The sequence below is a fragment of the Caballeronia sp. LjRoot31 genome, from assembly GCF_964253885.1.
Lineage (GTDB): Bacteria > Pseudomonadota > Gammaproteobacteria > Burkholderiales > Burkholderiaceae > Caballeronia.
In genome coordinates this window covers 1,384,374-1,402,977 of the sequence record NZ_CAXURX020000001.1, presented here as the reverse complement: position 1 = coordinate 1,402,977, position 18,604 = coordinate 1,384,374, and the positions used below count along the sequence as shown (strand labels likewise).

Annotated in this window: 26 protein-coding genes; 9 read left to right on the top strand and 17 right to left on the bottom strand. The window is 59.5% G+C overall.

What is annotated here, in order from left to right:
• Positions 1-63: 63 nt before the first annotated feature.
• The 17 genes from ACSQ8V_RS06105 to ACSQ8V_RS06025 all read right to left on the bottom strand — a co-directional run bounded on the left by ACSQ8V_RS06105 (position 64) and on the right by ACSQ8V_RS06025 (position 14,433).
• Positions 64-993: a phage tail tube protein gene (locus ACSQ8V_RS06105; RefSeq protein ID WP_436205194.1), complete on the bottom strand. Its 930-nt coding sequence runs from the start codon at positions 991-993 to the stop codon at positions 64-66.
• Positions 974-1,204, bottom strand: a complete 231-nt coding sequence (locus tag ACSQ8V_RS06100) for a hypothetical protein (protein ID WP_436205193.1) — start codon at positions 1,202-1,204, stop codon at positions 974-976. The genes ACSQ8V_RS06105 and ACSQ8V_RS06100 overlap by 20 nt, the downstream gene beginning before the upstream one ends.
• Positions 1,205-1,212: 8 nt before the next feature.
• The gene (locus tag ACSQ8V_RS06095; RefSeq protein ID WP_436205192.1) at positions 1,213-1,644 is read right to left on the bottom strand and encodes a hypothetical protein; all 432 of its coding nucleotides are present in this window, start codon (positions 1,642-1,644) and stop codon (positions 1,213-1,215) included.
• Positions 1,641-1,943, bottom strand: a complete 303-nt coding sequence (locus ACSQ8V_RS06090) for a head-tail joining protein (RefSeq protein WP_436205191.1) — start codon at positions 1,941-1,943, stop codon at positions 1,641-1,643. Before ACSQ8V_RS06090 ends, ACSQ8V_RS06095 begins: the two co-directional genes overlap by 4 nt.
• A 4-nt stretch (positions 1,944-1,947) precedes the next feature.
• On the bottom strand, positions 1,948-2,952 hold the full coding sequence (locus tag ACSQ8V_RS06085; protein WP_436205190.1) for a major capsid protein: 1,005 nt from the start codon (positions 2,950-2,952) through the stop codon (positions 1,948-1,950).
• A 105-nt stretch (positions 2,953-3,057) separates the two neighbouring features.
• A complete protein-coding gene (locus tag ACSQ8V_RS06080; RefSeq protein ID WP_436205189.1) occupies positions 3,058-3,396 on the bottom strand; it encodes a head decoration protein in 339 nt (112 codons plus the stop codon).
• A 3-nt stretch (positions 3,397-3,399) separates the two neighbouring features.
• On the bottom strand, positions 3,400-4,521 hold the full coding sequence (locus ACSQ8V_RS06075) for a head maturation protease, ClpP-related (protein ID WP_436205188.1): 1,122 nt from the start codon (positions 4,519-4,521) through the stop codon (positions 3,400-3,402).
• Complete coding sequence (locus tag ACSQ8V_RS06070) at positions 4,518-6,035, bottom strand: phage portal protein (RefSeq protein ID WP_436205187.1); 1,518 nt, start codon at positions 6,033-6,035, stop codon at positions 4,518-4,520. The genes ACSQ8V_RS06075 and ACSQ8V_RS06070 overlap by 4 nt, the downstream gene beginning before the upstream one ends.
• Positions 6,035-6,247, bottom strand: a complete 213-nt coding sequence (locus tag ACSQ8V_RS06065; protein ID WP_436205186.1) for a phage head-tail joining protein — start codon at positions 6,245-6,247, stop codon at positions 6,035-6,037. Before ACSQ8V_RS06065 ends, ACSQ8V_RS06070 begins: the two co-directional genes overlap by 1 nt.
• Before the next feature lie 8 nt (positions 6,248-6,255).
• Positions 6,256-8,337 carry a phage terminase large subunit family protein gene (locus ACSQ8V_RS06060; RefSeq protein ID WP_436205185.1) on the bottom strand — a complete coding sequence of 694 codons (2,082 nt, stop codon included), beginning with the start codon at positions 8,335-8,337 and terminating at the stop codon, positions 6,256-6,258.
• Positions 8,270-8,812, bottom strand: a complete 543-nt coding sequence (locus tag ACSQ8V_RS06055) for a terminase small subunit (RefSeq protein WP_436205184.1) — start codon at positions 8,810-8,812, stop codon at positions 8,270-8,272. Before ACSQ8V_RS06055 ends, ACSQ8V_RS06060 begins: the two co-directional genes overlap by 68 nt.
• Before the next feature lie 146 nt (positions 8,813-8,958).
• A complete protein-coding gene (locus ACSQ8V_RS06050) occupies positions 8,959-9,762 on the bottom strand; it encodes a hypothetical protein (RefSeq protein ID WP_436205183.1) in 804 nt (267 codons plus the stop codon).
• Positions 9,763-9,949: 187 nt separating this feature from the next.
• On the bottom strand, positions 9,950-10,810 hold the full coding sequence (locus ACSQ8V_RS06045; RefSeq protein WP_436205182.1) for a hypothetical protein: 861 nt from the start codon (positions 10,808-10,810) through the stop codon (positions 9,950-9,952).
• A gap of 19 nt (positions 10,811-10,829) precedes the next feature.
• Positions 10,830-11,894, bottom strand: coding sequence for a helix-turn-helix domain-containing protein (locus ACSQ8V_RS06040; protein ID WP_436205181.1), 1,065 nt, complete (start codon positions 11,892-11,894; stop codon positions 10,830-10,832).
• Complete coding sequence (gene dnaB, locus ACSQ8V_RS06035) at positions 11,891-13,264, bottom strand: replicative DNA helicase (protein ID WP_436205180.1); 1,374 nt, start codon at positions 13,262-13,264, stop codon at positions 11,891-11,893. The genes ACSQ8V_RS06040 and dnaB overlap by 4 nt, the downstream gene beginning before the upstream one ends.
• Positions 13,265-13,290: 26 nt before the next feature.
• Positions 13,291-13,770, bottom strand: coding sequence for a phage regulatory CII family protein (locus ACSQ8V_RS06030; RefSeq protein WP_436205179.1), 480 nt, complete (start codon positions 13,768-13,770; stop codon positions 13,291-13,293).
• A 327-nt stretch (positions 13,771-14,097) separates the two neighbouring features.
• On the bottom strand, positions 14,098-14,433 hold the full coding sequence (locus ACSQ8V_RS06025; RefSeq protein ID WP_436205178.1) for a carph-isopro domain-containing protein: 336 nt from the start codon (positions 14,431-14,433) through the stop codon (positions 14,098-14,100).
• 49 nt (positions 14,434-14,482) lie between these two features.
• Between ACSQ8V_RS06025 and ACSQ8V_RS06020 the strand changes: the two genes are divergently transcribed.
• The 9 genes from ACSQ8V_RS06020 (at position 14,483) to ACSQ8V_RS05980 (ending at position 18,591) form a co-directional block, all read left to right on the top strand.
• Positions 14,483-15,241, top strand: coding sequence for an XRE family transcriptional regulator (locus tag ACSQ8V_RS06020; RefSeq protein WP_436205177.1), 759 nt, complete (start codon positions 14,483-14,485; stop codon positions 15,239-15,241).
• Positions 15,242-15,585: 344 nt separating this feature from the next.
• Positions 15,586-15,711: a hypothetical protein gene (locus tag ACSQ8V_RS06015; RefSeq protein WP_436205176.1), complete on the top strand. Its 126-nt coding sequence runs from the start codon at positions 15,586-15,588 to the stop codon at positions 15,709-15,711.
• An 11-nt stretch (positions 15,712-15,722) separates the two neighbouring features.
• Positions 15,723-15,857: a hypothetical protein gene (locus ACSQ8V_RS06010; RefSeq protein ID WP_436205175.1), complete on the top strand. Its 135-nt coding sequence runs from the start codon at positions 15,723-15,725 to the stop codon at positions 15,855-15,857.
• Between the two features lie 8 nt (positions 15,858-15,865).
• Positions 15,866-16,069, top strand: a complete 204-nt coding sequence (locus ACSQ8V_RS06005) for a hypothetical protein (RefSeq protein ID WP_436205174.1) — start codon at positions 15,866-15,868, stop codon at positions 16,067-16,069.
• Between the two features lie 132 nt (positions 16,070-16,201).
• Entirely contained in the window at positions 16,202-16,363 is a 162-nt protein-coding gene (locus ACSQ8V_RS06000; RefSeq protein WP_436205173.1) for a hypothetical protein, read from the top strand.
• A 28-nt stretch (positions 16,364-16,391) separates the two neighbouring features.
• Positions 16,392-16,934 carry a PRTRC system protein E gene (locus ACSQ8V_RS05995; RefSeq protein ID WP_436205172.1) on the top strand — a complete coding sequence of 181 codons (543 nt, stop codon included), beginning with the start codon at positions 16,392-16,394 and terminating at the stop codon, positions 16,932-16,934.
• A 9-nt stretch (positions 16,935-16,943) separates the two neighbouring features.
• On the top strand, positions 16,944-17,339 hold the full coding sequence (locus ACSQ8V_RS05990; protein WP_436205171.1) for a PRTRC system protein C: 396 nt from the start codon (positions 16,944-16,946) through the stop codon (positions 17,337-17,339).
• The gene (locus ACSQ8V_RS05985) at positions 17,336-17,515 is read left to right on the top strand and encodes a hypothetical protein (protein ID WP_436205170.1); all 180 of its coding nucleotides are present in this window, start codon (positions 17,336-17,338) and stop codon (positions 17,513-17,515) included. The genes ACSQ8V_RS05990 and ACSQ8V_RS05985 overlap by 4 nt, the downstream gene beginning before the upstream one ends.
• Positions 17,512-18,591 (top strand): PRTRC system protein F, encoded by a 1,080-nt coding sequence (locus ACSQ8V_RS05980; RefSeq protein ID WP_436205169.1) that lies wholly within the window; start codon positions 17,512-17,514, stop codon positions 18,589-18,591. Before ACSQ8V_RS05985 ends, ACSQ8V_RS05980 begins: the two co-directional genes overlap by 4 nt.
• The last annotated feature ends 13 nt before the right edge of the window (positions 18,592-18,604 follow it).

Sequence of the window (18,604 nt, the reverse complement as noted above, 5' to 3'; positions counted from 1 at the left end):
TAGATATAGGCTGGCCGCGCGGACGCGCGGCCTACTGTGATGCAGCGACTGCCGACTGTGGCCTTAGCGAAGCGTGATCACCAGCTCGTCGTTGCCGGCGCGAGGAACCAGCGTGAGCGCGGTCTGCATCTGGGCGATGCCGTCCTGATCGCTATATTGAGGCTCGGACAACTGCACGCTTGGCGAGTCGATCTGAATGATGTTGCCGGCGAGCGTGCCGTGCGTGATCGACAACTCGCCAAGCTGCGCCTTGAGCACCGCATCCCACCAGTCTTTCGACAGGACGGTGCCCAGTTCGAACGTCGCGCTGCCGGTCGCCTTGCGGTCGGTCAACTCAGCGCCTTTACCGCCGATCAGGTTGCGGTACACCAACTGATTCGCAACATCCAGCGTGAACGCCGCAAGCTTGCCCGTGAAACCGTGCAAGCTCCAATGCGGGGTGTAGTCAGCACCCACGGCTTGGGGCGTGATGAACGCGCTGAAATCGACGTCTGCCGGCGGTGCCGCATCTGTCACCGGCTCATAGTTGCCGATGAAATGGAACTTGATGGTCGGTACAGCTTTGGGCGTCAAATCCAGTGTGAACGTCCCGACCGCATCCACCATCTGATGCCGCAAGCCATCGAGGAAATACTGTAACGTCACCCGTTCCGGCGTACTGGAGATCGGCGCATAGACCACGCTTTTGCCTTCGCTCACCGTCGCAGAAAACGCGCAAGCACGAATGAGAGGATCCCACGGCGGCACTTCGCCCGGCGTGCCCGAACCGGTCAGCGCGACCTCGAAATCCAGTTCCTGGTAGAAGTTCGTAACGAGCTTCTGGTTATTGCCAAGCCAGGGCCGGATGAAATCCAGATCAGCGGATTCGGTCGTGATCGGCTTCGAGCTGATGTTTTTAACATTCATAGCCGCCGTGCCGTCGAGCACTGCCGCCGTACCCGCAGCAGCCTGAATCGCCGCGAGCACAATCGATTTACGAGTCAGAAAAGTCACTTTGGGTGGCTCCGTTGTCGGGCGTATCTGACTGCCCAGGTTCATGGTCGACCTCGATGGCCGGCGTCACCGGCTCATCAACATCGGGGGGATTGGTTGAGCACGACGAGCCGGTCAGCGGTGTGCGCTGGCCGGTAGAAGGATCGAACCGGTAAACGCCTGCGCGACCGGCATGCTGGTCGTGCAGGATTGCCCGCAATACAGCGTCCATGCGCCTCCCTATTTGGAAAGATCGTCGCGGCTCGTGCGGTAGTGCATCAGGTAGTGAGTGGTGCACAGACACAGCGAACCGTTATTGCTCGCGTACACCGGCGGGTCAGTGCCGTCCTCCATTTCCTCAATGTCGATCAGTTGGGGACCGGTCAGGCGCATCACGATCGGATGCGCCACCTCGAGTATTTCGTCCGCAAGCACATCGGGTCGCGAATCACGCGTGACGATGGTGATCAGCAGTTCGCAAAAGCGATCCACATAACCGATGTACTCCTCGCGTTTGCGCTCGCCCGCACGGTGCGCCACGATCACAGCCCGATCGTTCAGGTCCATCGCATCGATCACCGAACGATCGACGCGCGCGAGCTCGGTGAGCGCGGGCGATTTAGAGAAGGCTTCCAGCAGCGATTCCACATAAATCTGTCGCAGAATCGTCATGGCACCTTCTCCACTTCAACGGTCGCATGGAACCCCGAGTCGCCCGGGCGCGGATCACGCTTGCAGCGATAGAGCACGCCCTTGATGCGCAGTTGACTGCCGCGTTTCAACTGCGCATCGCAGACCTGATACTCGATTGAGTAATCGACTGTTTGCGCGATGCCGTCGAACACGATTTCGCCGTCGATACGAAAGTCCACCTGGATATCGAACGGCTCGCCCGCCGCAGGCACAATCGTCGCGGTATCGAGCATGCCCGCGCCGCTGAAGGCTCGCCAAAAAACGCCTTCATCGAACATCGCTTCAGGCCGCCTTGCCGAGCGTCAGCTTGATGACCGAGCGCGGACGCGTGCACAGATGGATCGGGTTGGACTGCGCCTCGATCTCGGTGCCCTTGTCAAAGCGCAGGTTTTCTTGCTTGGCGTAATACGGCAGACCGTTCGTGTTGACCGCTTCCATGTAGTCGGCCGGCGCAAATCGCGTGATGAAAAGATCCGGCACACCTTCGGGCACCGCATACGCCTCATCGTCGGCGATGTAACCAGTGTTGCCGATGCGGCCGCGATAACGCTCCCACGTGACGCCGCCGAAATCGATGGTGTCACGCGGATCGCCACGAAGGCTGGCCGCCATTTGCGTGGCCACGTAGGTTTGTCTGATGTCGTCGAGATCGATCAGCGTGCGCCAAAAGCTTCGACCACAGAAAACGCGCACGCCCGAGAACGGGAGCGATCCCAGCGTGTCTTCGATCATGTCGAGCAAATCCTGGATCTTTTGCCGGAAGCTACCGTCGGCGCCCAGCTTCATCGCTAGCACTTGCTGCTCCAGCCCGAATCTGTCGAACAAGTCAACAATGACACTTTTGCCGTCAGCATCGAGGACCTGTCCCTTGATCGCGCCAATACGATGAAACTCGTGCGTGGCGTCAAGCTGACGGCGCATCTTGCCGAGCCGCTTGTCGATCAGTGACTGAATTGCTTCCAGTTCAGTCTCACTGCCAAACGCGCGCAGATTCTGGATTTCATCTGCAAAGATCGTGGCACGTTCCGGCAAATGAACCGTGTTGAACGGAATCAACTGGCGCTTGGTACCGACAACAATTTGACCTGCTCCGCCACGCGGCTTGGATTCAACCAGCGCAAGCGTCTCGCCGTCGCGCTCGATTTGCACGGTGGTGGTCGTGACACCTTCTTCAGCGAAAAGGCCGAGCGTCGCGATACGGCCAGGAACAAACGGTGCATCGTTAATCGACGCGGTGAGCGACGAAAGCGAAAACGCTTCGTCGTTAAGCAGGGCGATGTCCGCCATATGTTTTCTCCTGAAAACGCAAAAAGTCCGCGACACCCAAAGGCGTGGCGGACTCGATATTCAAAAAGGGGAATGGTGCGACTACAGCAATGCTAGCCGCGAGGCTTAGCGAACGACAATGTGCTGCGCGACGAGCGCTTCGTGCGCGCCGTCATCCAGCCCCGTCAACAACGATCCGATGACTTCAGCCAGGCGCACGATGCCAACTGCACGGCGCACGGTCGTGGACCCGTCGAGCTGCGCATACAGCACGCCCAGCTTGGCCAGATCATCGTCTTCCGCTGTGGGATCGTAAGGAACATAGACGCCGTCCTCGCCCTTGGCGAGAAGCTGGCCGGCCGGCAACGCATCGCCCGCTTTGACTTCGATGTTCTCGCGCGAGATCTGGCCTGCGCCCTCCGAAAGGAGGAACTCGGCGGTGTGAATACCTTCAGTTTTAATCATGGTTCAGCTCCTTTCGGGGGCAGTGGATTGTTTCGCCCCGGCCTTGCGGGCGGCATAAATGGACGTGCGGTGCGGGCCGCTCGCCTGTTGCTGCAAGTCGACTACCGGCTGGCGATTGTTCAGCGCGGTCGTCGATTTGTTGGTGACACGGTCAAAGAGGCGCGCACGCACCTGCTCGGTGGTAAGCCCCGTCGCTACGAACTCTGCCGCGAGCTCGGGCAATTTCGCCGCCGCGCACACGCTGCTGATCTCGCGAGCCGTAACCATCGCCGCGTCGATCGTCACTCGGTCTCTCAGGCCGGTCGATGCAACGATGCCTTCTGCAAAGCTCAAGAGCCCGGCTTCGCGGCACGCGCTAAAGACGTGCGCTGCCAGCACGCCTGGCGCTTCCTGCTGCATGACGGGCTCTTTCGGCGGGGGCGGCACGGGATCTTTGGGTTCCGGTACCGGAGGATCACCGGCAACCGATACGTCTGGAACTTCCGCTGAATCGATACTCGCCTGCAGGTCCGTTGGCGTGCTCTTGAACTTCGCGACCAGCTCAGCCGTTCGAACCGACGCGGAAAATTTCACGGGCTGCTCGATCACATCCGCAAAACCCAGCGCCTGCGCCTCCAGTGCGGTCATCCACGTTTCGGCATCGAGCATGTCGATGATGGCCTGGTCGTCCAGGCCGGTTTTGTTCCGGTACGCGGCAACCACGCCGTCACGTGTCTTATCCATCAGATCGGCGGTGGTGCGCAATTCATCTGCCGTACCCGCCGTGACGGTCCACATGTTGTGGATCATCATCATGGCGTTTTCAGGCATGACAATCTGGTCGCCTGCCATCACGACCAGCGACGCAGCGGAGGCTGCGACGCCATCGACACGCGTGGTCACCTTGCCCGCGTAGCGACGCAGCGCGTTGTAAATGGCGAAGGCGTCGAAGACGTCGCCGCCGGGCGAGTTGACCGCGACGACGATCTCCGCCGCACCGGCCGCGACCGCTTCCAGTTCGGCAATAAAACCTTGGGCGGTAGTGCCCCAGAAGCCGATCTCGTCGTAGATCCGGATTTCGGCCACCGCGGCGCCGGCCGCATTGGTCAGTGCCCGCATCGAGTACCACTGGCGCTTCTTTGTCATGGAAGAATGTCCTTCGTTGAGTTTGTTGGGTCGCCTGCCGCATCGAGAACGCGAGCGTCAGAGTCATAGCGAAGCTGCTGCGCATCTGCACGCGCGTTGTCCACCGCGTTTTCTTCATCGATCGTTTCCGGGTCATCGCCTTGTTCGAGAACCACAGCCGAGCGGCTGGTGAAGCCGGCACGCACCGCCATGCGCTTCGCCTGCACGTCCTGCACGGGCTGCATGTACGGCCAGCCCTGCGGCACCCAGCGCACACGCAGATATTCGCGGCGAGTGCGATAGAAGTCGGGCATCGGCATGGCGCCCGACAAAGCCAGCGCATCGATCCATGCTGCCCACACGCGGCGGCAATACTGGTGAATAAAAATGTTCCATTGCACTTGCTCAACGCCGCGCCGGAACTCGTTCAGGATCACGCGTAGCACGCGATCGTTGACATCGCGCAGATCGCCCGTGAGCACCTCATACGGAAAGCCCACCGACGCGGCCGCCGCCATCAGTTGCTGACGCATGAACGGGGCGTAATCGGTTCCCGCGCCGGGTGGCGTCGAGAACTTGATCTCCTCGTCATCGCCGAGCTGCTGCAGCGTGCCGGGCTCGAGTGACGCGATCGGCGTAAAGCCGTCGCTATCGAACTGCTCATCGGCTCCGGTCAACTGGTTCAGTGGTGGCACCCCTTCGCCACCGTCTTCGTGCTTGCGCGTGATGAAGCCGGCGAACAGGTTGGCCAGCTCCTGACGAAAGAGCACCGCGTCATCGAAGTTGTCGAGCGACTTCAGCCGCAACAGAATCGTGGCGAGTTCCGTGACACCCCGCACCTGACCAGGCCGAACCGGCTTGAACACATGAATGATCTCGTCGGCCAATACACGAACGGTGCTCTGGCCGGCCAGCGGTGCGCGCCCGTATTCGCCCGGATGACGCCGCCACATGTGATAGGCCACGCGATTTGCATCCGTATCAAACTCGACGCCGCTCACGATCTCGGCACCGTTGGCAAGCACTTGGTTCTTTTCAGCAGGCACGAAATCGGACTCGAACTGGCGAAGCTGCAGCGGCACCGGGAGATCCGCCGATGGCCTGCGCAATACCAGTCGCGTGAACGCTTCGCCATCGGTAAAGAACGAAGTCGCCGCAAGCGTCTGCAGTCCATACACGTCGAGCAGGCCATCCGCGTCAGCTTCCGACGCCCAGTCATCCCACCACTGCTTGAGCGCTTTGCGTACAGCCGGGTCAGGGTGTTTCGGGTGAGGCTGGATGCCCGTGCCGATGACATTCGACACGAACCGGGCGACCGATGTTTTCGCCCACGGGTCATTGCGTACCGCATCGCGCGCACGGCCCCGCATGAGCGGCAGGTTTTGCGCCGCCGCGAAATTCGGTCCCACACCCGAGCCCTGCCAGTTGCGGGTCCGGCTGCCCGACGAGCTCCCGGATTCATACGCGGCCGACGCCTTGAGCCGGGTTGGCATGACAAATCCGCGTTGCGTCAGGGATGGATAGGCTTTTCCCATCACACCCCCTTGCCGGCGTTGCGCAGACGGATCGAACGCGAACGGCGACGCGGACTCGACGCTTGCAATTCGCGCACAATTTCATCCTTTACTGCGAGGAGCTCGGCGATCGACCGATAGCGCACGCGCTTATCGCCCTTCTGAATTTCGATCTCGGCGCCGGCGGCAATCGCCGCACGCACGCGCTGGAGATCGTCCTGTGTATAAGCCATATCCGTCCTCAGCGACGTTTGAGATAAGTAGAGCGGCCGATGCGACGCGCCGGTAAACGCGAAACCCCGCCGGGTGGCGGGGTTTTCAAAGGTTGCGGCAGTTCGCTATCGGTGTCGTGGTCCGGATCGTCAGCCGGCGGCGATTCGCCGTGCTCCAGCGGCGTGATGGAAGGGCCGCTAAGCAAATCGCCCTGTCTGGGCGCGACACGTTCGCGCAGCGCGGCCCACATCGGCAAGGTGTAGCGGTGCAAGTCCAACGCATGTGCAGCAAACATCGCGTACACCGTGCAATCAAGCGTCTCGTTACGCGAGTTCGGTTTGCGTTTCATCCAGCGGTGCTCCTCACCGCGCGGCCCTTTCTGTATGACACGCACTTCCGCGGTGAGCTGCTCGTAGAACACAGGTTGAAGATCGCTGGCAAAGTGAACATAGCCGGGACCAGGACGATCGAGCTGCAATCGACCGAATACAAGATCCTTCGCGGTATCCGTGCCAACGTGCCAAAGCCGCACACCACGTTTGATCGTCTCACCCTTGTAGTTCACGTCCTGCCGCGACGGTTTGCCCTTGATCGGCTTGCCTGCCACGGGATCGCCACGGATCGCGAAGATCCGGCGCGCAACGCGTGTGCGGCAAAAGTTATAAACGTGGTGCGTGAAGTGACCCTGCGTATCGATCGCAGTGGCTTCGATACCGAGACGCTGACCACTGGCGTGCGCAAAGGTACTTTGCAGATATGCGTCAAGCTTCGCCCAGTCGTTCTCATCTGCTGGGTTCGCATCGAACACGACGTGATCGATCACCCACGACTCCTCGCCCACACCCCAGCCCCACACCACCACTTCGAAACGATCGTCCTGAACATCTACGCCAGCGGTCAGCACCAGCACGCCCATCGGCAGAAAACGCAGCAGGTACGCATCGGCACGCTTCATGAGCGCTTCGTGGTCGGTCTCTTCGACCTCTTCCTCCCACGTCTCGCCAAGCGTGGTGTTCACGAAGGTCTTCAATTCAGATGTGTCGCCGGTCTTGGCTTTTTCGTTTGCCGCCGCGAACTCGCGCACGATCTTGGCCCAACTGACTTGCGGGCTGTACGCTGTCCAGATCATGAAGGCGACTGACCGGGGGATCGGCGCAACTCGCCCGTCGACGTAGCGGAATCGGCCGGCGTGATCGATCCACATGCCGTCGCTCGCTTTCCACCGCCCGAGCTCCCATACAGTCAGGTATTCGGCCTGCGAATATCCGACGCCGCACAGCGGACAGTGATGGACCACGCCTTCTGGGTCGGCGACGGAGAACTTGAAACCGTATGAGAGCTTCTTGCCGCCCCACCGCATGACGTGTTCACCGCTGCAGTGCGGGCACGGAATGTAAAACAGAAACTGCTTATCGCATTCGTCGTGCCGCGACTCGATCAGCGAGAAGCCCTTGAGTTTGGGCGTGCTCCCGAAAATCATCTTCGGGAAGGTCGCGCCTTCCACCCGCTTGGCCGCGAGCATGCCGGGCGAACCTTCTTTCTCGATATCGCGGTCGAAACCATCGGCCTCGTCCAGATACCCGACGTCGACGGACAAGCGCCGATAATTCTTCGCGGCCTTGCCGCCCCGGATGTGCAGCGTCGAGCCGAGAAACGTCTTCTGGCGCAGCGTGTTGTGCTTGCTGCGCTGCATGTACGACGGAAAGACGTCCTTCATGACCTCGACGTCTCGCAGCATGGGCTCGATTTCGGTCTTCACGAATTCGGCTGCGTCGTCATCGGTCGGTTGCCACACGCACTGGTTGCGCCGGCGGTGGTGCGCGAAGTACCCCATCGCCGCCATGATCATCTTGGTGTAGCCGACGCGGGCCGATTTCTTGAACACCACCTCCTCGATATCGTCGTTCGAGATGACATCGAGAATCGCGCGCTGGAACGGGTACGCAGTCCAGCGCTGCTCGACGTAACTCGATTCGGCCGACAGGTAGAAGTGCTCTTCCGCCCACTTCGACAACGACATGGGCGCGGGCACGGCAAGCGAGCTAAGCCCCTTCGAAATCGCCTTCTGAATCTCCGCTCTCTGGATCTCCGTCTTCTGCGTCTGTTCCATCAATCGCCTCGTCCAGTCTCATCGCCGCAGCGGTATTGCGCGCCCGGGTGATCTCGGTCTCGATCGCATCGACATCCGATGCTGGCAAGTGAGGAAGGCGGCGTTTAACCTGCGACGGGATCGCCTCCAGGATTGCGCTCACGCGTCGACCGACGCGCGCGCAGGTTGCTTCGAGCAACGCGACCGGCGCCAGCTCGCGCCGACGCTCAGCGTTCACCATCTCGATCTTGATACGCTGCTCGCGCGCCAGCATCGCACGCTCTTGAGCCAGGTCCAACTCGCCAGCCGCGTAGCGACCCGCCGCTTGCTCGCGTAGGTTGCTGCAGTACTCGTGCAGCCATTCGCGCACCGTGCCGCCCGGCGACAGCACGCCGCGAGTCAGCAGGTCGCTGACCGCCGGTTGAGAGATACCGACCATCGCGCCGAACTGGGCCTGAGTGGCGGTGGCGTCGATGCTGATCTCAGTATGGGTCACGGTATAACCCCCTTAGGAAAGTCTCGTGAGTAGTTTGCGAACAGGGTTCGAATTACCCGTGAGTGCGCCTGTTTTATAGGGTCCCCGGCACCTGTCCGACCGCCGTCGATGCCCGGGCGGACGGGTAGCCGATGGCCTCGCCGGACCTACCGGGCACTGCCCAGCGCCTGGTCAAGTGCCGTCTGCATTTCGTCGGCCGCGACTCGCTCGAACACGTCCTGCGCGGTCTCAAAGAACGGCAGGCGCGAGGCGTACTGTGGGGCCGCCTTGGTTTCAAGCAGCACGGGCTTGATCGACCAGCCGCCAGCGAGCGGCGTACGAATCCAGATACCGGGCGCAAGATGTCTCGCCTTGTACAGGCCGGCGACGAAGTAACGCGGCTGCGCACGTGCCCTGACCTTGTTCACACCCACCGCCTTGCCTTCGCGCCGGTCACGCGAGCGTGGCGTCTCGTTCGCGTACCGGTCGTTCTGGCCGCCAAGTTGCGAGAGAATTTTCGAGAACTGACCACGCACCATGTTGCCGTAGCCATCGAGTTGCGCGCCCGCACCAGGCACGAAGTAGCTCGTCACGCCCACACGCTGCATCAGCTCATGCACGCGACCGACGTTATAGGCCAGCGTCCGTTCGAACCGTTTCACCGACCGTCCGCCTCCCGACACTTCTGGCGAAAGGTACTTTGCGGCAGGCGTGCCCTTCGACGTAGCATCCTTGAACCTGACCTGCGCTTCAAGGTTTTGCTTCGTCGATCGCTGCACGTACAGCGAGTTCAACGTGTAATCCGTTGGGGCGTTGAAGACCTCGCGCATCTTGTCTTTGAGCGCGGTTTGGGTCTTGCCCGCGATCGCGTTCAATGCGCGTGACGTGGCGTATGGGATCTGACGCTCTACCTGATCTTGAAGGCGAGCGCTCAGCGCAGACGTGTCCAGCTCGACTTTAATTTCGGCCATCAATTCCCCGCACGCAATGCAAAAAGCCCTGAGGCTTTCGCAATCAGGGCTTCGGAAGATTTCGTTTTCTACAGGCGAGCGAACCCGCCGTACCTAACGAGCTCCACTTATAGTTGTTCTGTCTCGAAAGGGTTGCACGACTAACGCGCGGTGCCAGCGAACTACATGGAAGCGGAGTCTATGCGAATCATTTTCCGACTGCAAGCATTTTGTCACCCAACTGTCGGCGAAGTTGCAGGTTTGTCCATTCGTCCAACGCAGACAGCATGCGCAGCGATGTCTCGAAGCGATCATGCCAAAACTCGACGTATTGGCCGAGATTGACGCCCATCGCGTGTGCGCGCTGGGCGGGCACTTGCCAGCGCTTGCCCTTGCCTTGGCAAACTGCGCAAACGGTTTTCGAAACCGCCTCGACACGTTCGCTATTCCGACCGAACCCATTGCATGCACTGCAGACGTCCGACCGCGAACGCCGCAGCATCTCACCGTGGATTTCGCCATCGGCCGGCGGGAGATAGTTCCGCCCAGCCTTAACGAGATTCTCGCGCTCCATGCCGAAAGGCCAACGACAAAACACCGTGCTGTCGCATTCGACTGTGACTCGGCCCGTAGCATTGCAGGCCGGGCACGGTACGGACCTCAAATCTGACGTTGCGCGCTGACTGACGGTTCCCCGCCCTGTACACGCTCCGCACTGATCGTCCAGCCAAGCATCGAGCACCGCTGCGGAAAACCGCTCAACGACATCGGACATAGGCGCACGCGGCTCCTTGACGCGCGGATCACGCACTTCCCGTTTGAACGCCGAGTACTTAACCCGCTTGAAACGCGTGCTGGAACGCTCCCGCTTGGCGAGAAGCAGGACCGCTCGGTGCCAGCAGCTGCGCCGCTTGTCATCGCCGTACTTCATCCGCACCAGCAGCGCCCCGAGTTCATCGACCTTCGCCAACGCACCGATTTTCATCGCAACGTCACCGACCGAATCTGCGGTCTGCGAACGCGGGTTCAGCGCGACGCCGACCTGCTCTTTCAACTCGATATCGAACATGGATTTCCCTTGCCTTGACTTAGTCTTCGTAGATGCCGATGTGCTCTCGGCAATAGCCGCGCCGCGATGAACCGGCGCCGATGATGGATGTTGCGATGTGCGTACAGCGGCAACCGTGCTCGATGTGCATACATTGACGATCGTCGGCTGGAGGCGTCGGTGATGATTGCAACGGTGCAACGCGCTTAGCCGCGTTGCGACGAATCACGAGCTGGTCCCACTTCTGGCGCAGCGTGGCTGGCGAGAGCACCACTTTGTGCCAGAAGCCATCCTCGTTCGCCCACCGGAAAAGCACGGCCATTTGCGGATGCGTTCGTCCGTCGACGGTGCGCATAGCCGCGATCTCGCTCGCCCACGCCTTCAAATCCGGTTCCCGGAAACCCGAATTCAACAGCCTCAGCCGTTCGAGCATCCAGCTTGCGAGCATTTCATCTTTCTGCTGAAATTCTCTTTCTGCCTCGCTGTACCCTTCGTTAACCGCTGTGGTGTGCTGTAGAGAGGGTTTACTTGTATTTCTGTTTACTGGTGTATTAGTTGGCAAATGGTTCCAGTGGTTTGCGTCATCACCGGCAGATTTCGACACAGGTGCTTGCTCTTTAGGCAACTTGGTGGCACCTGTTGCAGGTGGCGCAGACGCCATTGCTGGTCCTGCGCATGGCAATTCGCTTTCATCGGCAAATGACGGCAACACGTATGCGCTTTCATCGGCAAATGACGACATTTCATGCGTCGAATTGGCGCTGGACTCGTCGCTAGCCAACTCGAAATCGAGCTTCGTGCGAAACTGCTGCGCGACTTGATCGGGCACCGACAGTCGATAGCTGCCATGTGCCCACCGGCGATTGGCTCGGCGAGATCTCCACCGCGTTAGCCAGCCACCTTGTTCGGCAATCTTCAGATGGTCCGACACGCACCGCACCGAGAGGCCCGCGTCAGATGCGATCGTTTCGAGTGATGGCCAGCAAACGTCGTCCATCGCGTTCGCATAGTCCGCAATGACGAAGAGAACCAATCGCGTGCTAGCAGGCAATTCGCTCTGTTTTATGGCTTTGCGCCAGGTGAAAAATTGAGTGGATGTTTTCATGCCGATTGAAAGCCTTGGTCCGAGGCGTAATTCTCAAACCGGGTTAATGCGCTCTGGAACGCCAGGCGATGCGTGCCAAGCGAGCCGTTGCGTTGCTTGGCGATGATGATTTCGGCACAGCCCTTGTCCTGACTGTCCGGGTTGTAAACCTCATCGCGATAGATAAACAGGATTACGTCCGCGTCCTGCTCGATCGATCCCGACTCGCGGATATCGGACATGACCGGGCGTTTGTTCGGGCGCTGCTCGACGCCGCGATTAAGCTGCGACAGGGCCATAACAGGCACCTTCAGATCCTTTGCCAACACCTTGAGCGCGCGCGAGATTTCAGAGATCTCAATCGCCCGGTTATCACCGCTACCGTCACCAGACATCAGCTGCAAGTAGTCGACGATAACGAGGCCGAGCGGACGCTTGAGTGTGCGGCGCAGACGGCGAACCTTTGCTTTCATACGCAAGGGCGTGAGCGCCGATACATCGAGCGTATAGATCGGCACGTCGACCAATGACTGCACACCGTGCGTCAGGCGCGGCCAATCGTCGTCGCGAAGATTGGCCGTACGAAGCTTATGTTGATTGATGCGCGAGTTCGACGAGAGCAACCGTTGAGCCAACTGATCCGCCGGCATTTCGATCGAGATAACGGCGACAGGCAAGCCAAGTTTGGCTGCAACGTGCTCGCCGATATTTAGCGCGAACGCAGTCTTACCCATCGATGGGCGGCCGCCGACGACGATCAGCTCACCCGGATGCATGCCGTCCATTGCGCGGTCAAGATCGATGAACCCGGTCGCGACGCCACCAATCTTGTCGTCGCCGCCGTTCTGGTAACGGTCATCGATGTTTTCCACAACGCGCGTGAGCGCTTCGCTGATCGGCCTGAATTCCTCTTCATCCTGCCGCGCCCCCTCCGCGAGCTTCAGCAACCTGGACTGCGCGTCATCAAGCAGTTCCCCTGGATCGCGGCCAGCTGGCTTGTGCACGCTCTCTATAATCTCGCTAGCGACGCGCAGCAGTTCGCGGGATATCGATCGATTCCGCACGATCGTCGCGTAATGCCGGATATTTGCCGCGCTCGGCGTGTTTTGCGAAAGTTCGTTGAGATAGCGCAGCGGTTCTTTCAGCCTCGCCCCGGTCACATGCAGGCGCTCGAATACGGTGATTGGATCTGCCACTCGCCCCGATGCAATCAACTCCGTGATGGCAATGAAAATCAGCCTATGTTCATCCGTCGTAAAGTCATCTGCCGTGACAACACCGCTGATCGCGTCAAGTCCATCGTTGTTCAGCAGCAGCCCGCCCAATACGCTTTGCTCGGCCTCGATGGCCACGATAGGGCCGCGCGTTTCCACTGGGTCTTTTGCACCCATCTTTCCCTCGCATGGAATTCTTTGATTTATTCGCTGCTGAGACCGGCCGCGGAGCGAGCGGTAATAATCGTCTTTTCGATTTGCCGTTGCCCTTCCCGACCGACGAGCTCAATGGCGTCAGCCTCGTGAGGTTCGATCTTTCCATCCTCCGCTGCCTTCCAAACCTCCTGTGCGAGCTGGCCGGTTTTATCGCTAACGCCGAGCGCAGAAGCCACCAGCGCATTCACCCCATCCCGCGCGGTCGGGTGTTGAACCGGAGATGCGACCAGGCCAAAGCGGGCATTAAAGGCATGGACAGCATCAAGCGCATGCGGCTGATTTTTCTCAAGCATCCACTCGATTAGCAGCTCAAACATCTCGGCAGAAACGCGCGCACCTTCAACCTCGCGCAGCTTCAGCCGTAGCGATTCACCCCCGATCTTGATGCCACGTCGCTCAGTGAGAAATCGAGCCGCATCCTCGACTTTCCCAGGCGTTTTAATCACGGACGTGTAGAGCACGTCCATCCAACTAATTTCGCTATATCTGCAGGTCACGCGGAACCCCTTGTGGATAACTATTTTTCATGCTGTTTACGCGAAGCGAATTTCTCTACGATTCGGCCATCAACAACCCGACAGGCGAACCTTCATGCGCAAGAAATTCAGATCTACTCGATCGCCGGTTTATTGCTTTCCACGACGAGCAAAGGATGCAATCGGACAACAAGTGGCCGCCCAAACAATTCGGAGGAAGTTCGATGTGTTTATGGAAGCGATCGTCTATCCGCGAAATTTGCTAGCCGATGCTCCAGCGGCACTGCGAAACACGGACAGTGGCAATGGCCGCCCCACTCATTTCGACTCGGTTCCATTCGCGCCGGGGTCTGAAGGTGGATTACCATCGCTGTCATGGCCAGCATCACCGACTGGCGGCTGCACATCATCGGTGGCTTCAATCGATTCGATAGCAGCAGTAGGTGGCCAGCCGACCAAGTCTTCGCGACGCTCGCCGGTTAATCTAGATAGCTCGGGACAGTACTCAGGCGGAACCCGCCCCGAGCGGCGCCAATGTTGAATTACCTGATAACCGGATAAGCCGAGCTCCCGCGCCATCTCGGATAACGTGTCGAAGTGCGCGATTGCACGCTCAAGCGACGCATTCTTTGGGGTAGGTTTAGTTGAGTTCATACCGGCCGATTCTATGCTAGTTAAACTAGTATCACAAGAAAATCCTGCAATGACGCAAGAAAACCTTGCGGATACGATCCCGCGCATGAACATTCACCGACGAATCAAAGAGCGGCGAGAAGCGCTCGGCCTTTCGATGGAAACCTTAGCTGCGAAGGTGGGGGTAAAGGCTTGGCAAACGGTCCAACAATGGGAGAAAGAGGATGGCGGGACCGCACCGAAACGCGATCGATTGGCAGCCGTTGCGGCAGCACTTGAGACCACACCCGAGTGGCTAATGTTCGGACCTGCGGCAGAGAACGACGTAGGTAAAAAGGACACCGAGCCACGGAAACAACCCGTCAACCTTACAGAAAAGTCACGGCATGCATTACCATTACGTTACTCGGTAGACGTCAAGAATTTTCGACGTGTCTACGTGGTGGGCCGCGCACAAGGCGGTTTGCCGGAACGCATTTGGACGGATGGTGACTATCCAGTGGGCGCAACAGATCAATACGCGGAGTTGGCGACAACGGATCCGCACGCATTTCTAAGCCCCATCGTGGGAACATCGATGGTGCCTAAGTTCAATCCGGGGGATTTCGCATTCGTCGAACCCGGCACGGCGGTTGAGATCGAAGATGACGTTTTGGTTCGGCTCGTGACTGGCGAAACCATGCTGAAACGACTGATCTCCAGGCGAGGGGGAATTCAACTAGGCTCGTACAACGAAGCGGGATCGCTGTTGTACCAACCGGAAGAAATCACCTGGATGTACTACGTCCCACACTACGTACCGGCACGGAAAATCAAGACGCGGTTTTAGGCCATAAGCAAATTCCGCCGTCCGTTTCTTACATTTATTTCTTTCAGATTACATATTTTTGCCCGCCATGCGCGGGCTTTTTTCCCAAAAATACTACTAGTTTTTCTTGCATCACTAGTTTGACTAGTATAAAGTGCCCTCACGCTGGAGCTAAACGCGGCGAAATTCGTGAGGGCATGATGAAGAGCTATCGCTGTTTTTACCTGATGAAGGGCAGCGCGTCCGACGCGCAAGCATCCTTCGTGCAATTCAAATCGACAGATGCAAAGCGGGCCGCGCAAATTGCCCGCATGGTTACTGGTTGCGAAACCGTGACTGACGTCGTTCGTCTCGAGGACTGAACGATGAATTCTCACGTCCTCGAAAAACTCGCGTCCGGCTGGCCGTTCAAACGCGACTGGCATCCCTTCGTCGTGATCATTGCGCTTTACCTGATCGCGTCGGGCATTGCTGCCCCCTTCGATCTCTGAGGGCGCACACTATGAAAATCAAAAAGCCCATGCCGCTTTGGCAGATTTGGCTCGTGATCATCATCGCGATTCTGGCCACGTGCACGGTCGACTCGGACGAGACCGACGCCCCCGCTGCGCCGGCCAGCGCCAGTCGTTCGCTGTGAGGCACGCAATGCCACAAAGCCAAATTCCTAATCACCTGCTGCGCGTCGAATGGCAACTGTTGCATATGGTCGGCAGCTTCGATTCGGCGATCAAGCGGCCCGAGGTGCGCAGCACGCTCGAATCGTCGGCGCGTGCCCGCGAGCTGCGCGACGCGCGTCGGACGCGCGAGCGCGGCGATGTCAAACGACGCGCTGCGGGCGACGACGAATGACCTATGTCGCGATGCCATGTCCGCTGCTGCGCGTGCGCCGCACGCCGATGTCTGCCACGCCCGCCCGATCGCTACGACCGGCTTCCTTCGTGCCGAACGTGCGGCAAGCGGAAGTACCGCGTCGATGGCTGGATGAACCAGCGCGACACGCGCAAAACGCGGTGTTTCTGCGCGGGCTACTGGTTCCCCCACCGGCAAGGCTCGTTCTACTGCTGGTACCGCGTCGACGGTACCGATCGATTCCCCGGCGATCCTGATTTCGCCGATCGCAATTACGACGGCCTCGCGGCCTGACCCACGCTTTACCCACTAAGAGGCGCACATGTCCTTGTTCTCTTCGCTGCACCCGCTCGCCCAAAAAGCAACGCTGATCGTTCTGATCACGGCCGAGGGCGACCAGCTTCGCGTCAACGTCACACCCCAATCGAAGGACGAAAAGGCCAGCAAGAAAACGCTTTATCCCCTTTCGATTCTCGCTGCACCCGACGAGCTTGATCGGGATTTCGCTAAAGCCGTTTCGATCTATGAGCCGGGCGCGCTCTCGGTAATCGATCAAGCATATCGTGCGAATGCGGCCAATCGCGGCAGTAATGCCAGCGAGGCTGCTCTGCCCGCGCCATCCAAAAACAAACCGGGCCGCAAGGCCAAGACTGCGCCCGTCGACGATCCAGCCGGCAAGCAAGAGGCGCCCGAGGAAAACGCTGAGCCTGACACGCTGGAGACCGATCCACGCCAGACGAGCATTCCGGGAATTGATCCTTTGGCGGCACCGCCTGTCGAGGAACTGACGCCCGCACAAGCCACAACCGAATCGCCCGCTGCGCCTGTCACCGCTTCCGCCGACGAAGCTCTGGATCTGATGTAAGGACCGACGATGAAAACCGAATCTCTTAGCCGCGAATTTCGCTACAACGGCGCGAAGCTGACCGACCCAGCACCCTCTTTCTCATTGCCGCAGGTGCGCGACTTCTATGCGAACACCTATCCCGAGATCGTGAACGCCGAGATCGAAGGTCCGGAAGTGCTCGCGAATAAGAACGTCTACACGTTCCGCCGCGCTGTTGGCACGAAGGGGGCAGTCGAAGCTCCGGCAACGGCGCACGAGAAGATTGACCAAATCCTCACTTCGGGCCGCCTCCTGCCGCCAGCGATCCAAGCGTACCTCCGCGAGGTGGAACAAATCGCAGCGGCCCACGCATTTGCGTTGCTCGATGACGAAGTTACGTTCATTGACGCGCTGCATGTGCGTTATCAGCCAATCAAGCCATGACGCTGGAACAGCTTCGCGCCGATATCGCACGCGGCTCGTTACCCGCCGGCACTCACACCGTTGATCGCTCCCTGATCGATACGCCGCTGGCGAACAAGCTCTTCCGAATTGCGGAGCAGCGCCACAACGGGCCTCGACTGCAACTGCCGCACAACCACATGCCGATCCTGCCATGACCTTCAGCGCCCTTTCGCTTCCGTCGCTCGCCGGCATTCCAGGCGTATTTACAGTGCCGACCAAGTCATCGTTTGCGCGCCCGTTTCTCCTGTCGCTGATCGACAGTGGAATCGTCACTGAGACTGATGTCGGACGCCGCCCGAAGTCCGAACTCACGATCGCCAAAACGGCGCTGTCGCGCAAGTGGAACGATCTGACCCAAGGCATGACCGTTTTCGACTGGCGACTTCGGATCGAACAGCAGTCTCAATCGACACATTTCGGCAGCCTCACGGACATGGAAGTCTTGTGGGCAGTGATTCAGACGACAGGGGGCCCAGTATCGTGCGACGAGTTGTGCATCGCCGGCCCGATGACCAAGCTCGAAAGCGTTCGCGAGGGATTGGGGCAAACCGTTCTCGCCACGCTGTATGACGCCTTCCGCATGCTGCCGAATGTCTGCACGCCTTTCTGGGCGGTGGGCTTCGCCGAGTATTTATATTGGTACGGGCACGACAACGAGCAGGATGCGCTGGAGGAAGCGGCCGAGATGGCTGGCTGCACTTCCACTGAAGAATTCCTCAAGGACCACGAGTTTTTCACTCGCGCTCAATTCTTTACCGGGATGCCCGAATGGGCGGCGTTCCCAAAGCGTGTTCTGACCCGCCGACAAGTCCAACTATCCGCGAAGCGCGACGAGTACGCCACAGCCGTCTTTGAAGCCATGGAATCGTTGTGGAACATCGTGCGGTTCTACGGGCCTTTCGCAGACGTTCAATCTGCCGATGCGGGCGCAGATCTGGTGGACTTCACCTTGTTTGTTCGATGGGATCACAGCGACGCAATGGCACGCGTGTTGGACGACTACCTGCAACACGCGGGCGAAGGCGAAGCGGTTGTGGCCGCATCGGTCACGCCGATTAATGTGGTCGGCGGCGATCTCGCCGAATGGCTCAAGCGTATGACATCGACCGCCATGCTCGCAAAAGCTGTCGAGCGCGTCATCGGACTTTTCAAGATGGACGAGGTCCAGCCCGCCAAGACCCTGGTCGAAGTGTTCGCGCCGGTCGAGCAGCGCGCCCGCGTGACCGTCTGACTGGAGCTCACGA